The organism is Streptomyces sp. NPDC005752, assembly GCF_040630715.1.
In the GTDB taxonomy this organism is placed as follows: domain Bacteria; phylum Actinomycetota; class Actinomycetes; order Streptomycetales; family Streptomycetaceae; genus Streptomyces.
The window spans coordinates 102,197-123,195 of sequence record NZ_JBEXYB010000005.1 but is presented as its reverse complement, the minus strand read 5'-3'; the positions used below and the strand labels follow the sequence as shown (position 1 = coordinate 123,195).

The following is a 20,999-nucleotide window of genomic DNA, read 5'->3' as shown; positions in this document are numbered from 1 at the left end:
GACCTGCCCGGGGGTCGATACCATGGGCTTTCCGGTAACCCGGATCCGCACGAGGAGCGCTCTTGCCAGACGAGGCCCAGCCAGTCGCCGCCCCGCAGCCCGAGAGGCCCGCGGCGGCCTCCGCCACGCCCGGAGAGGCGCAGCCCGACGGGGCGGGCGAGTCCCGGCCCGCAGGCGAGCCCACGCAGGGCCCCGACCAGGCTCCGGCCCCCCAGAAGCCCACCGCCCCGGCGAAGCCGGCCCCGCCCACGGAGGCGAAGCCGACGCCCCCTCCCGGCACGAAGGCCGCCCCGTCCTCCGGGACGAAGCCGGAGGCCCCCGAGAAGCCCGCGTCCGGGTCCGCGGCGCCGAAGCCCCCGGCGGCCCCGGCTCCCGCGGCGAAGCCCCCAACCCGGCCCGCCGGCGCTCCACCGGCCGCGACCGCGCGCTCCGGCGGCTCCTCCAACCGCGTGCGGGCCCGCCTCGCCCGGCTGGGCGTCCAGCGCTCCAGCCCCTACAACCCGGTCCTCGAACCGCTCCTGCGCACGGTCCGCGGCAACGATCCCAAGATCGAGTCCGCCACGCTGCGTCAGATCGAGAAGGCCTACCAGGTCGCCGAGCGCTGGCACCGGGGCCAGAAGCGCAAGAGCGGAGACCCCTACATCACCCACCCGCTCGCCGTCACCACGATCCTCGCCGAGCTCGGCATGGACCCGGCGACGCTGATGGCGGGACTGCTGCACGACACGGTCGAGGACACCGAGTACGGCCTCGACACCCTGCGCAAGGACTTCGGCGACCAGGTCGCCCTGCTCGTCGACGGCGTCACCAAGCTGGACAAGGTCAAGTTCGGCGAGGCCGCCCAGGCGGAGACCGTGCGCAAGATGGTCGTTGCCATGGCCAAGGACCCCCGGGTCCTCGTCATCAAGCTCGCCGACCGGCTGCACAACATGCGCACCATGCGCTACCTCAAGCGGGAGAAGCAGGAGAAGAAGGCCCGCGAGACCCTCGAGATCTACGCGCCGCTGGCCCACCGCCTGGGCATGAACACCATCAAGTGGGAGCTGGAGGACCTCGCCTTCGCGATCCTCTACCCCAAGATGTACGACGAGATCGTCCGTCTCGTCGCCGAGCGCGCGCCCAAGCGCGACGAGTACCTCGCCATAGTGACCGACGAGGTCCAGGCCGATCTGCGCGCCGCGAGGATCAAGGCCACGGTCACCGGACGGCCGAAGCACTACTACAGCGTCTACCAGAAGATGATCGTGCGGGGCCGCGACTTCGCAGAGATCTACGACCTGGTGGGCATCCGCGTCCTCGTCGACACGGTCCGCGACTGCTACGCGGCGCTCGGCACCGTCCACGCCCGGTGGAATCCGGTGCCCGGGCGGTTCAAGGACTACATCGCGATGCCCAAGTTCAACATGTACCAGTCACTGCACACCACGGTGATCGGCCCCAGCGGCAAGCCTGTCGAGCTCCAGATCCGCACGTTCGACATGCACCGCCGCGCCGAGTACGGCATCGCCGCGCACTGGAAGTACAAGCAGGAGGCCGTCGCGGGCGCCTCCAAGGTGCGTACGGACGTTCCCAGGAACACGGGCGGCGGCCGCGGCCAGGACACGGTCAACGACATGGCCTGGCTGCGCCAGCTCCTGGACTGGCAGAAGGAGACCGAGGACCCCAGCGAGTTCCTGGAGTCCCTGCGCTTCGACCTGTCGCGCAACGAGGTCTTCGTCTTCACACCGAAGGGCGACGTGATAGCGCTGCCCGCCGGTGCGACGCCGGTCGACTTCGCCTACGCCGTCCACACGGAGGTCGGCCACCGGACCATAGGAGCACGGGTCAACGGACGGCTCGTGCCGCTCGAGTCGACCCTCGACAACGGTGACCTGGTGGAGGTCTTCACCTCCAAGGCGGCCGGTGCCGGGCCCTCCCGTGACTGGCTGCAGTTCGTCAAGTCGCCCCGGGCACGCAACAAGATCCGTGCCTGGTTCTCCAAGGAGCGGCGCGACGAGGCGATCGAGCAGGGCAAGGACGCCATCGCGCGGGCCATGCGCAAGCAGAACCTGCCGATCCAGCGGATCCTCACCGGCGACTCCCTGGTCACCCTCGCCCACGAGATGCGCTACCCCGACATCTCGTCGCTGTACGCGGCGATCGGCGAGGGTCACGTCGCCGCGGCGGGCGTCGTCCAGAAGCTGGTCCAGGCCCTCGGCGGCCACGACGAGGCCAACGAGGACCTTGCCGAGAGCACCCCGCCCTCCCACGGCCGCAGCAAGCGCCGTGCCAACGCGGACCCGGGCGTGGTCGTCAAGGGAGTCGAGGACGTCTGGGTCAAGCTGGCCCGGTGCTGTACGCCCGTACCCGGTGACCCGATCATCGGGTTCGTCACCCGGGGCAGCGGCGTCTCCGTACACCGTGCGGACTGCGTCAACGTCGACTCGCTCTCGCAGCAGCCGGAACGGATCCTCGACGTCGAGTGGGCGCCCACCCAGTCGTCCGTCTTCCTCGTCGCCATCCAGGTCGAGGCGCTGGACCGGTCGCGGCTGCTCTCCGACGTCACGCGCGTCCTGTCGGACCAGCACGTGAACATCCTGTCCGCGGCCGTGCAGACCTCCCGGGACCGGGTGGCCACCTCGCGGTTCACCTTCGAGATGGGTGACCCGAAGCACCTGGGACACGTCCTGAAGGCCGTGCGCGGCGTCGAGGGCGTCTACGACGTCTACCGGGTCACCTCGGCGCGGCGTCCCTGACGATGCCGCCAGGACGGTCCCTCCGGACCCTCCTGGCGGCGCTCCGGGGTGTGGGCGGCCGTCAGCCGCCGATCTCGTACTGCCCGTACTCCAGGAAGTACCGCATCTCCTCCGGCGTGCCGTCGATCGCCTCGCCGACCGCGGCGCGGAGCGCGTCGCTGATGTCCGGGCGGGCGAGGATGCGGAAGAGCGCGACACGGTCGTCCTCGGCCTGCGCGAGCGGGTAGCCGGTCTCCAGCCACTGCCGCATGGCCTCCGTGGTCCCGTTGTCGAGGACTTCGTTCGCCTCCCGGACGACCCTCGTGCCGCTGTCCTCGTCAGCGAGGATGCGCAGGATCGCGACACGGAGGTCGTCGTCGGACAGGTCGCCCACCGGTGTGGTGGGGCTGTCGAAGACCGTCCTCGCCGTCGCGGCGGGCGGCGGCGAGGACGCAGGTCCGGCGGCGAACGCCGGTCCGGCGAGGACGAGGGCGGGGAGCAGGGCGGCGGCTGCGACGGTCAGAACGGCACGGGTCGGTCTCATGGGTGGGCCTGCCTCGAGGACGTAGTGGTCCCGGCGATCCGGGTTCCGGGGAACCGGCAGGCGCACGGCTTCCTGCCGGTCCGAAGATCCTCCCGCTCCGGCAGGCCCGGGTTCACCGCGCGATCCCGGCAGTCATGACGCCCCTTCGCTGCCGTGCGCACGTGTCGGACCCGGAGCACGGCACAGGACGCGGGGCGGACGCCGGCCGTCCACACACGGGAGGGGCCCCCGTACGCGACGCGTACGAAAGCCCCTCCGACGCGGCCGTCGGGAACCGTCAGCCGCCGAACTCCTCCAGGCCCTTCAGCGCCTGGTCCAGCAGCGCCTGACGGCCTTCGAGCTCGCGGGAGAGCTTGTCGGCCCTCGCGTTGTTACCCGAGGCGCGCGCCGTGTCGATCTGCTTGCGCAGCTTGTCGACCGCACCCTGGAGCTGGCCGGTCAGACCCTCGGCGCGGGCCCGCGCCTCCGGGTTCGTCCGGCGCCACTCGGACTCCTCGGCCTCCTGGAGGGCCCGCTCCACCGCCTGGACCCGGCCCTCCACCTTCGGACGGGCGTCACGCGGGACGTGGCCGATGGCCTCCCAGCGCTCGTTGACGGAGCGGAACGCGGCCCTGGCCGCCTTCAGGTCCGTCACCGGGACCAGCTTCTCGGCCTCGGCGGCGAGCTCCTCCTTGAGCTTGAGGTTCTCGCCCTGCTCCGCGTCCCGCTCGGCGAAGACACCGCTGCGGGCCGCGAAGAACACGTCCTGGGCGCCGCGGAAGCGGTTCCACAGGTCGTCCTCCGCCTCGCGCTGGGCACGTCCCGCCGCCTTCCACTCCGTCATCAGGTCGCGGTAACGCGCGGCCGTCGCACCCCAGTCGGTCGAGCCGGAGAGCGACTCGGCCTCGGCGACCAGCCGCTCCTTGACCTTGCGGGCGTCCTCGCGCTGGGCGTCCAGCGCGGCGAAGTGGGCCTTGCGGCGCTTGGAGAAGGCGGAACGGGCATGCGAGAAGCGGTGCCACAGCTCGTCGTCGGACTTGCGGTCCAGACGGGGCAGCCCCTTCCACGTGTCGACGAGCGCCCTCAGACGCTCACCCGCCGACCGCCACTGCTCGCTCTGCGCCAGCTCCTCGGCCTCGACGACGAGCGCCTCCTTGGCCTGTCGGGCCTCGTCGGTCTGCTTCGCCTTCTGGACCTTGCGCTCCTCGCGGCGCGAGTCGACCGTCGCGACGAGCGCGTCCAGCCGCTTGCCGAGCGCGGCCAGGTCACCGACGGCGTGGTGCTCGTCCACCTGCTGACGCAGGTGCTCGATCGCCGCCGTGGCGTCCTTCGCCGAGAGGTCGGTGGTCTTCACCCGCCGCTCGAGAAGGCCGATCTCGACCACCAGACCGTCGTACTTGCGCTCGAAATAGGCCAGGGCCTCCTCGGGGGAACCGGCCTGCCACGATCCGACGACCTGCTCGCCCTCGGCCGTACGCACGTACACGGTGCCCGTCTCGTCGACACGGCCCCACGGGTCGCTGCTCACAGCGCCTCCTCCACCTGATGCATCGAGGGGGTTCGCCCCCCGTGCATCGTCCACAGTTTCCTGGGGCGGGCTGCGCCCGCCCTGCACAACGCCAATCTAGGCGACCGGCCGCCCGGCTGTCCGCACTCAGCGCGGCTGAAATTCTCCGGTCCGGCCGGGCGGCCGGGCGCGGGCCCGTGGGCCGGGGGGTCAGGCCTTGTCGACCGTCGCCTTCTCGACCGTGACGGTCTTCTTCGGCGCACCGTCTCCGGCTCCCCCGGCGACGCCCGCCTCGGCGATCTTCTTGACCGCCTTCAGCCCCGCATCGTCCATGGTGCCGAACGGCGTGTAGCTGGGCGGCAGTTTGGTGTCCTTGTAGACCAGGAAGAACTGGCTGCCGCCCGAGCCCGGCTGACCGGTGTTCGCCATCGCGACGGTGCCCGCCGGATACGTCACCGACCCGTCGTCGCCCGGCTTGCCCAGCGCCGTCAGATTCTCGTCCGGGATCGTGTAACCGGGGCCGCCCGAGCCGTCGCCCTTCGGGTCGCCGCACTGCAGGACGAAGATGCCCTGTGTGGTCAGACGGTGGCACTTCGTGCTGTCGAAGTAACCCTTGTCCGCGAGGGCCTTGAACGAGTTCGTGGTGTGCGGGGTCTTCGCCGCGTCCATCGCGATGCCGATGTCGCCCTGGCTCGTACTGAGCGACATCGTGTACTTCGACTTCTTGTCGATCTTCATCGCGGGCTCGGGAACACTGCTCTCGCTCGCCGAGGGCGACGGCGACGGGCTGGCGTCCGCGGCCGCGTCGGTCTTCGAGTCGTCGTCGCCGAGCGAGACATACGCGCCGGCACCGATGACCGCCACCACGGCCACCGACGAGGCGATGATCACCGCGAGGCGCCTGGTCCTCCGGCGCGCTTCCTCCCGGCGCTGCTGCTGCCGCTCGAACTTCTCCCGGGCGAGCTGCCGCCGCCGCTGATCGCTGCTGACCACCGGATGGTCTCCTTGTACGTCGTGTGATCGGGCCTGGAATGCCCGTACGGTATATGGGTTGGCTGTGGAATGAGGAGCGCCGGTAGTCTCTGATCTGCCGCATTTCCCTCCGCGGCCCTCCTCGTCGGACGAACACTAAGGACGATCGTGCTCATTGCCGGGTTCCCCGCCGGGGCCTGGGGGACCAATTGCTACCTGGTCGCCCCCGCCGCCGGTGAGGAGTGCGTGATCATCGACCCGGGCCACCAGGCCGCCCAGGGCGTCGAGGAAGCGCTCAAGAAGCATCGGCTCAAGCCCGTCGCCGTCGTCCTCACCCATGGTCACATCGACCACGTCGCCTCGGTCGTCCCCGTGTGCGGCGCCCATGACGTCCCCGCCTGGATCCACCCCGACGACCGCTTCATGATGAGCGATCCGGAGAAGGCGCTCGGCCGTTCCATCGGGATGCCGCTGATGGGCGAGCTCACCGTCGGCGAGCCGGACGACGTCAGGGAGCTGACCGACGGCGCCGCGCTGAAGCTGGCCGGCATGGAGTTCGGCGTCGCGCACGCACCCGGCCATACGAAGGGGTCGGTGACGTTCCGGATGCCCGAGGCCGCGGACGTACCGCAGGTCCTCTTCTCGGGCGACCTGCTCTTCGCCGGCTCCGTCGGACGCACCGACCTGCCCGGTGGCGACCACGCCGAGCTGCTCGAGTCGCTGGCCCGCGTGTGCCTGCCGCTCGACGACTCGACCGTGGTGCTGTCCGGCCACGGCCCCCAGACGACCATCGGCCGCGAGCGCGCCTCCAACCCGTATCTGCACGGACTGGACGCGCCCCGCCGAGGAATGTGACGAGAGAAAAAGCTGTGAGCACCTTCCAGGCCCCCAAGGGCACGTACGACCTGATCCCGCCGGACTCCGCGACGTACCTCGCGGTGCGCGCGGCGCTCGCCGAGCCCCTGAAGAACTCCGGCTACGGATACATCGAGACCCCGGGCTTCGAGGACGTCGCCCTCTTCGCCCGTGGCGTCGGTGAGTCCACCGACATCGTGTCCAAGGAGATGTACGCCTTCGAGACCAAGGGCGGCGACAAGCTCGCGCTGCGCCCCGAGGGCACCGCTTCCGTGCTGCGCGCGGCGCTGGAGGCCAATCTGCACAAGGCGGGCAACCTCCCCGTCAAGCTCTGGTACTCCGGCTCGTACTACCGCTACGAGCGCCCGCAGAAGGGCCGCTACCGCCACTTCTCGCAGGTGGGCGCCGAGGCCATCGGCACCGAGGACCCCGCGCTCGACGCCGAGCTGATCATCCTCGCCGACCAGGCGTACCGCTCACTCGGCCTGAGCCAGTTCCGCATCCTGCTGAACTCGCTGGGCGACAAGGAGTGCCGCCCCGTCTACCGGGAGGCGCTCCAGACGTTCCTGCGTGACCTCGACCTCGACGAGGAGACCCGCCGCCGCATCGAGATCAACCCGCTGCGGGTTCTCGACGACAAGCGGCCCGACGTCCAGAAGCAGCTGACCGGCGCCCCGATGCTGCGCGACTTCCTCTGCGACGCCTGCAAGGCGTACCACGAGGAGGTCCGCGATCTGCTGACGGCGGCCGGTGTGGTGTACGAGGACGACGAGAAGCTGGTCCGAGGGCTCGACTACTACACGCGCACCACCTTCGAGTTCGTCCACGACGGCCTGGGGTCCCAGTCCGCGGTGGGCGGTGGCGGCCGGTACGACGGGCTGTCCGAGATGATCGGCGGCCCCGCGCTGCCGTCCGTCGGCTGGGCGCTCGGTGTGGACCGCACGGTGCTGGCGCTGGAGGCCGAGGGAATCGAGCTCGACATCCCGGCCACCACCAGCGTCTACGCGGTGCCGCTCGGCGAGGAGGCGCGGCGGGTGCTGTTCGGCCTGGTCACCGAACTGCGCAAGGCCGGCGTCGCCACGGACTTCGCGTTCGGCGGCCGTGGGCTCAAGGGTGCGATGAAGAGCGCGAACCGCTCGGGCGCCCGTTACACCGTCGTGGCCGGTGAGCGGGACCTCACCGAGGGCAACGTCCAGCTCAAGGACATGGAGTCGGGTGATCAGGAACCCGTCGCGGTCGGGGACCTGGTGACCGTGATCCAGTCCAGGCTGGCCTGAACCGAGGCAGTCGTCCACACCTGTGCCCGCCCGGTACTCCGGGCGGGCACAGCGCGTTCCGGCGCCGGCCCCTCTCCCGGGCGGCGGCACGCGACGTGCCCGGTGTCGCCCGCACCGTCAACTCGACGGAAGCCGATTCATCCTGACGGAGATCCCGATCCTCGAACGCCGCCGGTCGTCGGTGGTGGCCGCACCGCCCCGGGGTGCCGAACCGCGCCGCCGCGGGATCCTCACGTCCAGGCCCCTCGCGGCCCCTTCGGCGCGGGGGCACCGAACACCTCTCGGACACTGATCCGCAGGTCGAGCCGGTCACCGGCGGTCGGACCGCCGTACCGCACACGAAGTCCCGGCACCTCGGCCGCTGTTCCCGTCACTCGGAGGAGGCCCCAGGACCTCCGTCCTCCGCGCTCCGGTCCGGAACACCTTTATGTCCATCGAACGGATGGCCGTGGCGGAGGTGCGGCACAATGACCCTGCCCGGCTGACTACTCAGTGATGGAACGGCGATATGACGATGGCAGCGGTAGACCACCCCTCCTCCCGGCAGGACGAGGACGACGGCGCGAGGACCTTCGGCGGAAGTCGCGCCTTCGCGCTGCTGCTGGTGATCACGGGAGCGGCCGGGCTGCTCGCCGCCTGGGTGATCACCATCGACAAGTTCAAGCTGCTCGAGGACCCGGGCTTCGTCCCGGGCTGCAGCCTGAACCCCGTGGTCGCGTGCGGCAACATCATGAAGAGCGAGCAGGCGGCCGCCTTCGGCTTCCCCAACCCCATGCTCGGCATCGCCACCTACTCGGTGGTCATCGGCATCGGGATGGCGCTCCTCGCCGGTGCCCGCTTCCGCGCCTGGTACTGGCTGGGCCTCAACGCGGGCACGCTGTTCGGCGTCGGGTTCTGCACCTGGCTGCAGTACCAGTCGCTGTACAACATCAACTCGCTCTGCCTGTGGTGTTGCCTGGCCTGGGTCGCCACCATCCTCATGTTCTGCTACGTCACCACGCACAACATCAAGCACGGCATCCTGCCCGCCCCCGCCTGGCTCCGGAACGCCCTCACCGAGTTCCACTGGGTGCCCCCGGTGCTCTGGATCGGGATCATCGGCATGCTGATCCTGACCCGCTGGTGGGACTTCTGGACCAGCTGACGCGCCAGGAGGTCCTGTCAGTGGGGTGACATAGGCTTTCCCGTGTGGAGCCCGACCTCTTTACCGCAGCCGCCGAAGACCGCCAGGAGAAGGACCCGTCCAGCAGCCCCCTCGCTGTCCGGATGCGCCCTCGTACGCTGGACGAGGTGGTCGGCCAGCAGCATCTGCTCAAGCCGGGCTCGCCACTGCGCCGCCTCGTCGGCGAGGGCGGGGGAGGCCCCGCGGGACCCTCTTCGGTGATCCTCTGGGGCCCGCCCGGCACGGGGAAGACGACCCTGGCGTACGTGGTCAGCAAGGCCACCAACAAGCGCTTCGTCGAGCTCTCCGCCATCACCGCGGGCGTCAAGGAGGTCCGGGCCGTCATCGAGGGCGCGCGCCGGGCCACCGGTGGTTTCGGCAAGGAGACCGTCCTCTTCCTCGACGAGATCCACCGCTTCTCCAAGGCACAGCAGGACTCCCTGCTCCCCGCCGTGGAGAACCGCTGGGTCACCCTGATCGCGGCCACCACGGAGAATCCGTACTTCTCGATCATCTCCCCGCTGCTGTCGCGCTCCCTGCTGCTCACCCTGGAGCCGCTCACCGACGACGACCTGCGCGCGCTTCTGCGCCGGGCGCTGACCGACGAGCGGGGACTGGGCGGGGCGGTGACCCTGCCCGAGGACGCCGAGGCGCACCTGCTGCGCATCGCCGGTGGTGACGCGCGGCGTGCGCTGACCGCCCTGGAGGCGGCGGCCGGATCAGCCCTCACCACGCACGAGGCGGAGATCACGCTCAAGACGCTCGAGGAGACCGTCGACCGCGCCGCGGTGAAGTACGACCGCGACGGCGACCAGCACTACGACGTCGCGAGTGCGCTGATCAAGTCGATCCGGGGCTCCGACGTGGACGCCGCCCTGCACTACCTCGCCCGGATGATCGAGGCGGGGGAGGACCCGCGCTTCATCGCCCGGCGGCTGATGATCTCCGCCAGTGAGGACATCGGGCTCGCCGATCCGACGGCGCTGCCCACGGCTGTGGCGGCGGCCCAGGCGGTCGCCATGATCGGCTTCCCGGAGGCGGCGCTCACCCTTAGCCACGCCACGATCGCGCTGGCGCTCGCCCCCAAGTCGAACGCGGCGACGCTGGCGATCTCCGCGGCGCAGGAGGACGTGCGCCGGGGCCTCGCGGGCCCGGTCCCGGCCCATCTGCGGGACGGTCACTACAAGGGCGCCGCCAAGCTGGGCCATGCCCAGGGCTACGTCTACCCGCACGACGTACCCGGCGGGATCGCCGCCCAGGAGTACGCACCGGACGCCGTCCGCGGCAGGCGTTACTACGAGCCCACGCGGTACGGCGCGGAGGCGCGCTACGCCGACGTGGCGGACCGGGTCCGCGAGCGGCTCGGCCGCGGCGGTGAGCAGGGCGGTTCCGCGTCCTCGTGACCGCGGCTCAGCAGGACGCGGCCTCGAAGAGGGTGTGCATCGCGCGGCGCAGCTCGCCGACGTCGCGTACGGGATCGGGGAACTCGAACCGGGCGTCGAAGCAGACGCTGCCGTCCTCGATGAACCTGACCCTCAGGCCGAAGCGGTCGAGGGCGACAGGGACCGCGTCGAGCCGGTGCTCGGCACAGCCGCACTCACCCCGGTCACCGAGCAGTGCGGACAGTGTGGCCATCTGCTCGGTGTGGGCGGCGTGCAGATGCTGCAGCAACTCGGCCTCGTGGGCGACCAGCGGATCGGCGGCGGCGTCCCGCAAGTCCTCCGGCTCGACCTCCTCGAATCCCCACAGATCGTCGACCGACGCCTCGCAGGTCTCCAGCCTGAGCATCATCCGGCCGGGCTCCGCGAGCCCCGGCACGACGGTGAGCGGGCCGGCGATCCGGGCGCGGCCGCGAATCCGGTGCGGGACGGAGACCGGAGCGACGTCGGTGATCTCCAGCACAGCGGCCAGTTCGTCGCCCCGGGCGTGCGTCGCGGCCCGTACGACCGGAGAATCGGCTGGGAGGCCGAGGAACACATCCCCCTGGGGACCCATGCTCCTGCTGTCGGGCAACAGCTGGTCCGGGTGGAGCACCGACAGCCCGGGTACGAGCAGCGCCGCGGAGCAGGTACTCTGTACGAGAGTTCGTGTGCGCTCGGCTGCTGACGGCATCCGAGTGTTTTCAAGCCCGCTGGGACGCGGCTGACCACGATCAGATCGGCCTTCCGTCGTTACGGCGCCTTCATGTGCGCCGTCGCTGTCTGTGCTGTCCGTGACGTGTGTGGTGTTCCCAGGGCGAGACATGCGATCTCCTTGAGTAAGGTAAGCCTAACCTAACCTACAACGGAGGTCTGGAGAACGTGCCTAACCAGTCGCGTCCCAAGGTCAAGAAGTCGCGTGCCCTCGGCATCGCCCTGACGCCGAAGGCTGTCAAGTACTTCGAAGCCCGCCCCTACCCGCCGGGCGAGCACGGCCGTGGCCGCAAGCAGAACTCGGACTACAAGGTCCGTCTGCTCGAGAAGCAGCGTCTGCGTGCGCAGTACGACATCAGCGAGCGCCAGATGGCGCGTGCCTACGACCGTGCCCGTAAGGCCGAGGGCAAGACGGGCGAGGCGCTGGTCGTCGAGCTCGAGCGCCGCCTCGACGCCCTGGTCCTGCGTTCGGGCATCGCCCGCACCATCTACCAGGCCCGTCAGATGGTCGTCCACGGCCACATCGAGGTCAACGGTGGCAAGGTCGACAAGCCTTCCTTCCGCGTGCGCCCCGACGACGTCGTGCAGGTCCGCGAGCGCAGCCGCACCAAGGTCCCCTTCCAGGTGGCCCGCGAGGGTGGCTACGACACGGACGGCGAGACCCCGCGCTACCTCCAGGTGAACCTGAAGGCCCTGGCCTTCCGCCTGGACCGTGACCCGAACCGCAAGGAAATTCCGGTCATCTGCGACGAGCAGCTCGTCGTCGAGTACTACGCCCGCTGATCCCGGCGTAGCTCTCAACCGAGCTCGGGCCCGCCCCTCCCTGTCGTACGGGAGGCGGCGGGCCTTCGCGTTCCCCCGGCGGCCCCCGCCCCGCCGGACGTCCCGTCACCGGACCCCCGCTCCGCCGCCGTGCCGTCCTCAGCGGCACCACCGAGTGCCCGCGCCACCGCGGCCCTCGGGTCCAGTCGGCGGCTCGCCCGCCGCTCCGCGTCGTAGCGGGCGTCGCCGAGTTCCGCCCTGGCCCGCTCCTCGCACTCGGCCCGGGGTCTGCCGTAGTGGACGGAGCCGAACAGGGGGAGGCCCACCGAGGGCCAGATGCGGTCCGCCGCTCCCTGCAGCACCGCCGCCTCCGTGGCGTCGCCCTCGGTCACCGCGAGGAGAGCCAGCAGTTCGAGGGAGAGGACCGTGCCGAGCAGATCGTGGAAGGCGTGCGCGATCGAGAGCGACTCCTCCAGCATCCGGCGCGCCCGCCGCGTCAGCCCGGACCGAAGTGCCGCGTAACCCAGGACGTACTGCGCGTAGGCCAGCGCCCACCGCTCGCCGTGGTCCTCGCAGATCTCCAGGACCTCCTCGCAGATCGCCGAGGCCGTGTCGAGATCCCCCCGGAACGCCACGGCCATACCCAGTTCGACCTGGGCCATCAGCACGCTGCTGTTCAGCTCGCCGATCTCCCGGTAGCGGCCGAGCGCCTCGCGGAGCAGTTCCTCGGCGCGGGCCGGGTCGTCCGTGACGATCGAGAGGCAGCCCGTGCGGTGCACGGCGTAGGCCACGGCTGTGGCGTCCCCCGAACGCTCACCCTCCTCCCGGCACTCCTGCAGGGCCGACATCGCGCCGGCCGGGTCCCCCTGCAGTACCGCGACGTAGCCGAGCACCCACAGGGCCTTGAGCCGCGAGTGGTCGTAGGGGGACTCCTCCTCCAGGACGTGGTCCAGCCAGTGGCGGCCCTCCGAGAGGCGTCCACAGCCCGCCCAGTAGAACCAGAGCGTGCCCGCCAGATACTGCGCGAGATGGACCTCCTCCGGATTCTCCAGCGAGCACTCCATCGCGCGGCGGAGATTGGGCAGTTCACTGTCGATCCGCGCCGCGGCCTCCGCCTGCCTGGGGCTGAACCAGTCGAGCTCGCACCACGTCGCGAGCCCCAGGTACCAGTCCCGGTGCCGGCGGCTCAGCCGCTCGGCGTCCCCGCTCGCCCGCAGCCACTCGGCGCCGTACTCCCGCAGGGTGTCCAGGAGTCTGTAGCGGCTGCCGGCGGCCGAGTCCTCGCGCAGCACCACGGACTGCGCCAGCAGTTCGTCCAGCACGTCCAGTACGGCCCCGGCCGGGAGGCCGGGGCCGCTGCAGATGTACTCGACGGCCTCGAGATCGAACTGTCCGGCGAACACCGAGAGCCGCGCCCACAGCAGCCGCTGCTCGGGAGCGCACAGCTCATGGCTCCAGCCGACGGCCGTACGCAGGGTCTGGTGGCGGGGGAGCGCGCTCGGGCTGCCGCCGGTCAGCAGGCGGAAACGGTCGTCGAGGCGCTGCAGCACCTGCTCCGTCGTCAGGGCCCGCAACCGTCCCGCGGCGAGCTCCAGCGCGAGCGGGATACCGTCGAGCCGCCGGCAGAGCTCCCGTGCGGTCTCCCGGTCGTCGTCCGTCAGCCGGAACCCCGGGCGCACGGCGGCGGCGCGCCGGGTGAAGAGTTCCAGACCGTCGTCCTCGCCCATCGGCATCAGCGGGAAGGTGAGTTCACCGTCCACCCGCAGCGGACGCCGGCCGGCCGCGAGCACCTGGAGACGCGGTGCCCGGCGCAGCAGTTCCCGTACGAGTCCGGCACACGGGCCTGCGAGATGCTCGAAGCCGTCGATCACGAGCAGGAGCCGACGCTCCGCGCAGTGCTCGACCAGTACGGCGCGGGGCGGCCTGCTGGTGTGGTCGGTGAGGCCCAGCGCTTCGGCCAACGCGTGCTCCAGGAGCCCGGGGTCGTGGATGTCCGACAGCTCGGCGATCCACACACCGTCGCAGTACCGTTTCTCCATGAGGGCCGCGAACCGGGTGACGAAGCGGGTCTTGCCGACCCCGGCGGCCCCGGCGACGGTGACGAGCCTCGACCCACGCAGGACCGTCTCCAGCTCCGCCAGTTCGTCGGCACGTCCCACGAAGGCGTTCAGCTCCGCCGGGAGATTCCCGCGCACGGGGGCGGGCTCCGCGTCGTCGGGCGTGGGGCAGGGGCGCTGAGGGCGTCGCATGAAACACGCAGAGTACTGGCACGTAAGCTCTCCGTACAATCTCCCCGCGTCCGGGGCCCGTTCCGCCGGGCCGTAATCCGGTACGGCGCGTCATGCCCGGCGCGATAGGCTCGGGGGACGACGATCGGCAGTGGTGGCGGGTACGCGCCGGCCGAGCGGTGACAGGCAGACACCGGCCGGGAGAGGTTCCGGCCGATGCGGGCGACGAGCAGAGAGCGGTGCACTGTGTCCGGTGGAGAGGTGGCCGGCATCCTGGTGGCTGTCTTCTGGGCGATCCTGGTTTCCTTCCTCGCCGTGGTACTGGTGAGGCTGGCCCAGACACTCAAGGCGACCACCGCACTCGTGGCGGACGTGACGGAGCAGGCGGTCCCGCTGCTCGCCGACGCCTCGGCCACGCTGCGCTCCGCGCAGACCCAGCTCGACAAGGTCGATGCCATCGCGAGCGACGTCCAGGAAGTCACGTCCAACGCCTCAGCGCTCTCCACCACCGTCGCGTCGACGTTCGGCGGCCCGCTCGTGAAGGTCGCCGCGTTCGGCTACGGGGTGCGGCAGGCGCTGGGCCGCCGGACCGCTCCCGAACCGGAGCCGGCCCCCCGGCCCGCCCGCCGGACCGTGATCGTCGGCCGTACCGTGCCGTCCGCCCGCAAGAGGCGGAACGGCCGAAGCCCCCGCGGACAGAAGGACTGACGCAGCGATGTTCCGCCGTACGTTCTGGTTCACCGCCGGCGCAGCCGCCGGTGTCTGGGCCACCACCAAGGTCAACCGCAAGATCAAGCAGCTGACTCCCGAGAGCCTCGCGGCGCAGGCCGCCGACAAGGCGATCGAGGCGGGTCACAAGCTGAAGGACTTCGCCCTGGACGTGCGTGAGGGCATGGTCAGGCGCGAGGCCGAGCTGGGCGGGGCGCTCGGTATCGAGGCACCGGCGGACCCCGAGCTCATCGCTCACCGCACACTCCCCTACAACTCGAACAACCGGAATGAGGACCACTGATGGAGTCGGCCGAAATTCGTCGCCGCTGGCTGAGCTTCTTCGAGGAGCGCGGTCACACCGTCGTGCCCTCGGCGTCGCTCATCGCGGACGACCCGACTCTGCTGCTGGTCCCCGCGGGCATGGTCCCCTTCAAGCCGTACTTCCTCGGCGAGGTCAAGCCGCCCGCTCCGCGCGTCACCAGCGTGCAGAAGTGCGTCCGCACGCCGGACATCGAAGAGGTCGGCAAGACCACCCGGCACGGCACGTTCTTCCAGATGTGCGGCAACTTCTCCTTCGGGGACTACTTCAAGGAAGGCGCCATCCAGTTCGCCTGGGAGGCCCTCACGAACTCCGTGGCGGACGGCGGTTTCGGGCTCGACCCCGAGCGTCTGTGGATCACCGTCTACCTGGACGACGACGAGGCCGAGCAGATCTGGCGCGAGAAGATCGGCGTCCCGGCCGAGCGCATCCAGCGCCTGGGCAAGAAGGACAACTTCTGGTCCATGGGCGTCCCCGGCCCCTGCGGGCCCTGCTCCGAGATCAACTACGACCGCGGCCCCGAGTTCGGTGCCGAGGGTGGCCCCGCCGTCAACGACGAGCGGTACGTGGAGATCTGGAACCTGGTCTTCATGCAGTACGAGCGCGGCGCCGGCGACGGCAAGGAGGACTTCCCGATCCTCGGCGACCTGCCGTCGCAGAACATCGACACGGGACTCGGCCTCGAGCGCCTCGCCATGATCCTGCAGGGCGTACAGAACATGTACGAGACCGACACCCTGCGCGTCGTCATGGACAAGGCCACCGAGCTCACCGGCGTGCGCTACGGCGCCGAGCAGGGCTCCGACGTCTCCCTCCGGGTCGTCGCCGACCACATCCGTACGTCCGTGATGCTCATCGGTGACGGTGTCACCCCGGGCAACGAGGGCCGTGGCTACGTCCTGCGCCGCATCATGCGCCGCGCCATCCGCAACATGCGGCTGATGGGTGCCACCGGTCCGGTCGTCCGCGAACTCGTCGACGTCGTCGTGGACACGATGGGGCAGCAGTACCCGGAGCTGGTCACCGACCGCAAGCGCATCGAGACCGTCGCGCTCGCCGAGGAGGTCGCCTTCCTCAAGGCCCTCAAGGGCGGCACGAACATCCTCGACACCGCCGTCACCGAGACGAAGGCCGCCGGTGGCAAGGTCCTGGCCGGCGACAAGGCGTTCCTGCTCCACGACACGTGGGGCTTCCCGATCGACCTCACGCTGGAGATGGCCGCCGAGCAGGGCCTCGCTGTCGACGAGGACGGCTTCCGCCGCCTGATGAAGGAGCAGCGGGAGCGCGCCAAGGCCGACGCCAGGGCCAAGAAGACCGGTCACGCCGACCTGTCCGCCTACCGCGAGGTCGCCGACAACTCGGGCGTCACCGAGTTCACCGGCTACACCAGCAACGAGGGCGAGTCGACGATCGTCGGCCTGCTCGTCGACGGTGTGCCCTCGCCCGCCGCCTCCGAGGGCGACGAGGTCGAGGTCGTCCTCGACCGCACCCCGTTCTACGCCGAGGGCGGCGGCCAGCTCGCCGACCAGGGCCGCATCCGGCTCGACACCGGTGCCGTCATCGAGGTCCGTGACGTGCAGCAGCCCGTCCCGGGCGTCTCGGTGCACAAGGGCTCGGTCCAGGTCGGCGAGGTGACGGTCGGGGCCTCCGCCCATGCCGCCATCGACAACACACGCCGCCGTGCCATCGCCCGCGCCCACAGCGCCACGCACCTCACGCACCAGGCGCTCCGCGACGCCCTGGGCCCGACGGCCGCCCAGGCGGGCTCGGAGAACTCGCCCGGCCGCTTCCGCTTCGACTTCGGCTCGCCCGCCGCCGTACCCGGCACGGTCCTCACCGACGTCGAGCAGCGGATCAACGAGGTCCTCTCGCGGGAACTCGACGTCCAGGCCGAGGTCATGTCCATCGACGACGCCAAGAAGCAGGGCGCCATCGCCGAGTTCGGCGAGAAGTACGGCGAGCGGGTCCGCGTGGTCACCATCGGCGACTTCTCCAAGGAACTGTGCGGCGGTACGCACGTCGGCAACACCGCCCAGCTGGGCCTGGTGAAGCTGCTCGGCGAGTCCTCCATCGGTTCCGGTGTGCGCCGCATCGAGGCCCTGGTCGGCGTCGACGCGTACAACTTCCTCGCCAAGGAGCACACGGTCGTCGCCCAGCTCCAGGAGCTGCTGAAGGGACGCCCCGAGGAGCTTCCCGAGAAGATCTCCGGAATGCTCGGCAAGCTGAAGGACGCCGAGAAGGAGATCGAGAAGTTCCGCGCGGAGAAGGTCCTGGCGGCCGCCGCCGGACTCGTCGACTCGGCCAAGGACGTACGGGGCGTCGCCCTGGTCACCGGGCAGGTGCCGGACGGCACCTCGGCCGACGACCTGCGCAAGCTGGTCCTCGACGTGCGCGGACGCATCCAGGGCGGCCGGCCGGCCGTCGTGGCCCTGTTCACCACGGCCAACGGACGCCCGCTCACCGTCATCGCCACCAACGAGGCCGCCCGCGAGCGCGGTCTCAAGGCCGGTGACCTGGTCCGCACCGCCGCCAAGACCCTCGGCGGCGGGGGCGGCGGCAAGCCGGACGTCGCCCAGGGCGGCGGCCAGAACCCGGACGCCATCGGCGACGCCGTCGCCGCTGTCGAGCGCCTCGTCACCGAGACGGCGTGACGCCGGACATGCCGCAGATGCGCCGGGGACGCCGACTCGCCGTCGACGTCGGTGACGCCCGGATCGGGGTCGCCTCGTGCGACCCCGACGGGATCCTCGCCACGCCGGTGGAGACCGTGCCGGGACGTGACGTCCCGGCCGCCCACCGGCGGCTCGGCCGCATCGTCGAGGAGTACGAGCCGATCGAGGTCATCGTCGGGCTGCCCCGGTCCCTGGGCGGCGGTGAGGGGCCTGCGGCCGCGAAGGTCCGTGCCTTCGCGCAGGTGTTCGCCCAGGCGATCGCGCCTGTCCCGGTGCGTCTCGTGGACGAGAGGATGACCACAGTGACGGCCACTCAAGGACTGCGTGCTTCGGGCGTGAAGTCCAAGAAGGGCCGGTCTGTCATCGACCAGGCTGCCGCTGTGGTGATCCTCCAGAACGCTCTGGAGTCCGAACGGGCGTCCGGCGCTGCTCCGGGCGAGGGCGTCGAAGTGGTTGTCTGATCGCGATACGGTAACGTTCCGCGCGATGCGCCGGTGTTCGAACAGACACCGCACAGCAAAGCGAAGAGGCGGAGCGTCGTCTCGCGGCTCAAGGGGATCGATGACTGAGTATGGCCGGGGCTCCGGCTCCGAACCGTGGCATCCCGAGGACCCCTTGTACGGGGACCAGGGATGGGGAGGCCACCAGGCCACCCACGGCCAGGGCCAGTACGACGGCCAGCAGCAGCCCTACGCGCAGGACCCCTACGCCCAGCAGGGCTACCAGCAGGACCCTTACGCGCAACAGCAGCCGCAGCAGCACGACCCGTACGCGCAGCAGCAGTACCAGCAGCCGTACGGCTCCCAGCAGGACCCGTACGGCCAACACCCCCAGCAGCCCCCGCAGCCCCAGCAGCCTCAGTACGACGGCGGCTGGGACACCGGCCAGCAGGCGGCGATGCCGTACGCGGCGCAGCAGCCCCCGTACGGCAGCAACCCCGGCGGCTACGGCGAGCAGTCCGACTACTACGGCACCCCCGAGGCGTACCCTCCGCCGCAGCCCCCGGGGCGTCGTGAGGAACCTGAGCGGCAGCAGAGTCCGGACTGGGAGCCGGAAGCGCCGCAGGAGGAGACGCATCCCTTCTTCACGGGTGCGGACGAGCCGGCCGACGGCCGGGACTCCCGCTCCCGGTCCCACGAGGACGACGAGCACGACGACGACCCGCGTGAGTCCCGCCGCGGTGCCGGTGGCGGCGAGCGCCGCGGCAAGGGCAAGAAGAAGAGCCGCAACGGCTGTGCGTGCCTGGGCGTCGCGGCGGTCCTCGTCGGCGGCCTCGGCGGGGTGGGCTACCTCGGCTACTCGTACTACCAGAGCCAGTTCGGCGAGGCCCCCGACTTCGCGGGCGACGGCACGGGCACGGTCGAGGTGGAGATCCCCGAGGGTGCCTACGGGAACGAGATCGCCGGCATCCTGAAGAAGGCCGGTGTCGTGAAGTCGTCCGGCGCCTTCATTTCCGCCCAGAAGGGAAATCCCAAGGGGGAGTCCATTCAGGCCGGTGTCTATCTCCTGAAGAAGGAGATGTCGGCGGACAGCGCCGTGGCGATGATGCTGGACCCGAAGAGCCAGAACTCGCTTGTCATTCCCGAGGGAATGCGCAACATCCAGGTCTACGAGAAGATCGACGAAAAGCTGGGCCTAGAGGCCGGCACGACCGCCGAGGTCGCCAAGACCAGGTCGGGCAGTCTCGGCCTGCCCGAATGGGCGGTCGAAGACCCCCTCGTCAAGGATCCGGTGGAAGGATTCCTCTACCCGGCCGCCTACCCGGTGTCGAAGGGCGCGAAGCCGGAGACGGTCCTGAAGAGCATGGTCTCGCGGGCCAACGCGGAGTACGGGAAGCTCGACCTCGAGAAGGCAGCCAAGACGTACGACCTGGACGGCCCTTGGCAGGTTCTCACCGTCGCGAGTCTCGTCCAGGCCGAGGGCAAGACGCATGACGACTTCCGGAAGATGAGCGAAGTCGTCTACAACCGGCTCAAGCCCACCAATACACAGACGAATCAGTTGCTCCAATTCGACTCGTCGTTCAATTACCTCAAGAAACAGAGCAAGATCAATATCGGCGTGGCCGAGATCCACAAGAACAAGGATCCGTACAACACGTACACGCAGCGGGGTCTGACGCCCGGACCTATCAGCAACCCGGGCGCCGACGCGCTCGCGGCGGCACTGAACCCCACCGCGGACGGCTGGCTCTACTTCGTGGCGACCGACGGACAGCACAAGACCGAGTTCGCCAAGGAGTACGACGAGTTCCTGAGACTCAAGGAAAAGTTCGATGCCCTCGACTGAGGCTCACCGGGCGGCCGTCCTCGGTTCGCCCATCGCCCACTCGCTCTCCCCGGTCCTGCACCGGGCCGCGTACGCGGAACTCGGCCTGGACGACTGGTCGTACGACCGGTTCGACGTGGACGAGGCGGCCCTGCCCGGTTTCGTCGAGGGCCTTGACCCCTCCTGGGCCGGGCTCTCCCTGACGATGCCGCTCAAGCGGGCCGTCATCCCCCTGCTGGACGGGATCAGCGACACGGCGGCGTCGGTCGGGACGGTCAACACGGTCGTCTTCACCGAGGACGGCCGGCGGCTCGGCGACAACACCGACATCCCCGGCATGATCGCCGCCCTGCGTGAACGCGGGGTCGACAAGGTCGGGTCCGCCGCCGTGCTGGGCGCCGGTGCCACCGCGTCCTCGGCGCTGGCGGCTCTCGCGGAGATCTGCACCGGCCCGGTCACCGCCTACGTGCGCAGCGAGGCACGGGCGGACGAGATGCGGGGGTGGGGCGAGAGCCTCGGCGTCGACGTCAGGATCGCGGACTGGTCCAAGGCCGACGAGGCCCTGCACGCCCCCCTGGTGATCGCCACCACACCGGCCGGCACCACGGACGCCCTCGCCGACGCCGTGCCCGCGGCCCCCGGCACCCTGTTCGACGTGCTGTACGAACCCTGGCCGACCGTGCTCGCCTCACGCTGGGCGGCGAGCGGCGGAATCGTCGTCGGTGGCCTCGACCTCCTCGTCCACCAGGCGGTCCTCCAGGCCGAGCAGATGACCGGACGCAGCCCGGGTCCGCTCGCCGTCATGCGGGCGGCGGGCGAACAGGCCCTCGCGGCGCGGGAACGTCACTAGGCCCTGTCGAACACGGACCGCGAACCGTCCGTCTGCTGGACCGGCGG

The 20,999-nt window shown here is 70.5% G+C and carries 17 protein-coding genes; 12 read left to right on the top strand and 5 right to left on the bottom strand.

Features of this window, described 5'->3' with window-relative positions; all coding sequences use genetic code 11:
* Nucleotides 1-62: 62 nt before the first annotated feature.
* A complete protein-coding gene (locus ABZ441_RS06320) occupies nucleotides 63-2,735 on the top strand; it encodes a RelA/SpoT family protein (protein ID WP_358969012.1) in 2,673 nt (890 codons plus the stop codon).
* 61 nt (nucleotides 2,736-2,796) lie between these two features.
* Here ABZ441_RS06320 and ABZ441_RS06315 read toward each other — a convergent pair whose 3' ends face one another.
* The 3 genes from ABZ441_RS06315 to ABZ441_RS06305 form a co-directional block, all read right to left on the bottom strand.
* Nucleotides 2,797-3,258, bottom strand: coding sequence for an ALF repeat-containing protein (locus tag ABZ441_RS06315; protein WP_358969010.1), 462 nt, complete (start codon nucleotides 3,256-3,258; stop codon nucleotides 2,797-2,799).
* A 277-nt stretch (nucleotides 3,259-3,535) separates the two neighbouring features.
* Nucleotides 3,536-4,765 carry a DUF349 domain-containing protein gene (locus ABZ441_RS06310; protein WP_358969008.1) on the bottom strand — a complete coding sequence of 410 codons (1,230 nt, stop codon included), beginning with the start codon at nucleotides 4,763-4,765 and terminating at the stop codon, nucleotides 3,536-3,538.
* Nucleotides 4,766-4,954: 189 nt separating this feature from the next.
* Nucleotides 4,955-5,737 (bottom strand): peptidylprolyl isomerase, encoded by a 783-nt coding sequence (locus tag ABZ441_RS06305; RefSeq protein ID WP_358969006.1) that lies wholly within the window; start codon nucleotides 5,735-5,737, stop codon nucleotides 4,955-4,957.
* A 147-nt stretch (nucleotides 5,738-5,884) separates the two neighbouring features.
* Here ABZ441_RS06305 and ABZ441_RS06300 point away from each other — a divergent pair, with 147 nt between their 5' ends.
* From ABZ441_RS06300 to ABZ441_RS06285, 4 genes are all read left to right on the top strand, one after another.
* Nucleotides 5,885-6,571: an MBL fold metallo-hydrolase gene (locus tag ABZ441_RS06300; protein ID WP_358969004.1), complete on the top strand. Its 687-nt coding sequence runs from the start codon at nucleotides 5,885-5,887 to the stop codon at nucleotides 6,569-6,571.
* Between the two features lie 14 nt (nucleotides 6,572-6,585).
* Nucleotides 6,586-7,848 carry a histidine--tRNA ligase gene (gene hisS, locus ABZ441_RS06295; RefSeq protein ID WP_358969002.1) on the top strand — a complete coding sequence of 421 codons (1,263 nt, stop codon included), beginning with the start codon at nucleotides 6,586-6,588 and terminating at the stop codon, nucleotides 7,846-7,848.
* Nucleotides 7,849-8,356: 508 nt separating this feature from the next.
* Nucleotides 8,357-8,992 carry a vitamin K epoxide reductase family protein gene (locus tag ABZ441_RS06290; RefSeq protein WP_358969000.1) on the top strand — a complete coding sequence of 212 codons (636 nt, stop codon included), beginning with the start codon at nucleotides 8,357-8,359 and terminating at the stop codon, nucleotides 8,990-8,992.
* A 44-nt stretch (nucleotides 8,993-9,036) separates the two neighbouring features.
* Nucleotides 9,037-10,413 carry a replication-associated recombination protein A gene (locus ABZ441_RS06285; RefSeq protein ID WP_358968998.1) on the top strand — a complete coding sequence of 459 codons (1,377 nt, stop codon included), beginning with the start codon at nucleotides 9,037-9,039 and terminating at the stop codon, nucleotides 10,411-10,413.
* A 7-nt stretch (nucleotides 10,414-10,420) separates the two neighbouring features.
* Here ABZ441_RS06285 and ABZ441_RS06280 read toward each other — a convergent pair whose 3' ends face one another.
* A complete protein-coding gene (locus tag ABZ441_RS06280) occupies nucleotides 10,421-11,122 on the bottom strand; it encodes a DUF2470 domain-containing protein (RefSeq protein WP_358968997.1) in 702 nt (233 codons plus the stop codon).
* 188 nt (nucleotides 11,123-11,310) lie between these two features.
* On the opposite strand from ABZ441_RS06280, the gene rpsD reads away from it, so the two are divergent.
* Nucleotides 11,311-11,925 (top strand): 30S ribosomal protein S4, encoded by a 615-nt coding sequence (gene rpsD, locus ABZ441_RS06275; protein WP_031097728.1) that lies wholly within the window; start codon nucleotides 11,311-11,313, stop codon nucleotides 11,923-11,925.
* Between the two features lie 14 nt (nucleotides 11,926-11,939).
* On the opposite strand, the gene ABZ441_RS06270 is transcribed toward rpsD, so the two are convergent.
* A complete protein-coding gene (locus ABZ441_RS06270; RefSeq protein ID WP_358968995.1) occupies nucleotides 11,940-14,153 on the bottom strand; it encodes a tetratricopeptide repeat protein in 2,214 nt (737 codons plus the stop codon).
* A gap of 240 nt (nucleotides 14,154-14,393) precedes the next feature.
* Between ABZ441_RS06270 and ABZ441_RS06265 the strand changes: the two genes are divergently transcribed.
* The 6 genes from ABZ441_RS06265 (at nucleotide 14,394) to ABZ441_RS06240 (ending at nucleotide 20,952) form a co-directional block, all read left to right on the top strand.
* Complete coding sequence (locus ABZ441_RS06265) at nucleotides 14,394-14,840, top strand: DUF948 domain-containing protein (RefSeq protein ID WP_358969221.1); 447 nt, start codon at nucleotides 14,394-14,396, stop codon at nucleotides 14,838-14,840.
* A 7-nt stretch (nucleotides 14,841-14,847) separates the two neighbouring features.
* The gene (locus tag ABZ441_RS06260; RefSeq protein WP_358968994.1) at nucleotides 14,848-15,144 is read left to right on the top strand and encodes a DUF6167 family protein; all 297 of its coding nucleotides are present in this window, start codon (nucleotides 14,848-14,850) and stop codon (nucleotides 15,142-15,144) included.
* Nucleotides 15,144-17,813 carry an alanine--tRNA ligase gene (alaS, locus tag ABZ441_RS06255; protein WP_358968992.1) on the top strand — a complete coding sequence of 890 codons (2,670 nt, stop codon included), beginning with the start codon at nucleotides 15,144-15,146 and terminating at the stop codon, nucleotides 17,811-17,813. Before ABZ441_RS06260 ends, alaS begins: the two co-directional genes overlap by 1 nt.
* Before the next feature lie 8 nt (nucleotides 17,814-17,821).
* On the top strand, nucleotides 17,822-18,295 hold the full coding sequence (gene ruvX / locus ABZ441_RS06250; protein WP_358969219.1) for a Holliday junction resolvase RuvX: 474 nt from the start codon (nucleotides 17,822-17,824) through the stop codon (nucleotides 18,293-18,295).
* Nucleotides 18,296-18,395: 100 nt separating this feature from the next.
* Nucleotides 18,396-20,123 carry an endolytic transglycosylase MltG gene (gene mltG / locus ABZ441_RS06245; protein ID WP_358968990.1) on the top strand — a complete coding sequence of 576 codons (1,728 nt, stop codon included), beginning with the start codon at nucleotides 18,396-18,398 and terminating at the stop codon, nucleotides 20,121-20,123.
* Entirely contained in the window at nucleotides 20,110-20,952 is an 843-nt protein-coding gene (locus ABZ441_RS06240) for a shikimate dehydrogenase (RefSeq protein ID WP_358968988.1), read from the top strand. The genes mltG and ABZ441_RS06240 overlap by 14 nt, the downstream gene beginning before the upstream one ends.
* Nucleotides 20,953-20,999 lie beyond the last annotated feature (47 nt).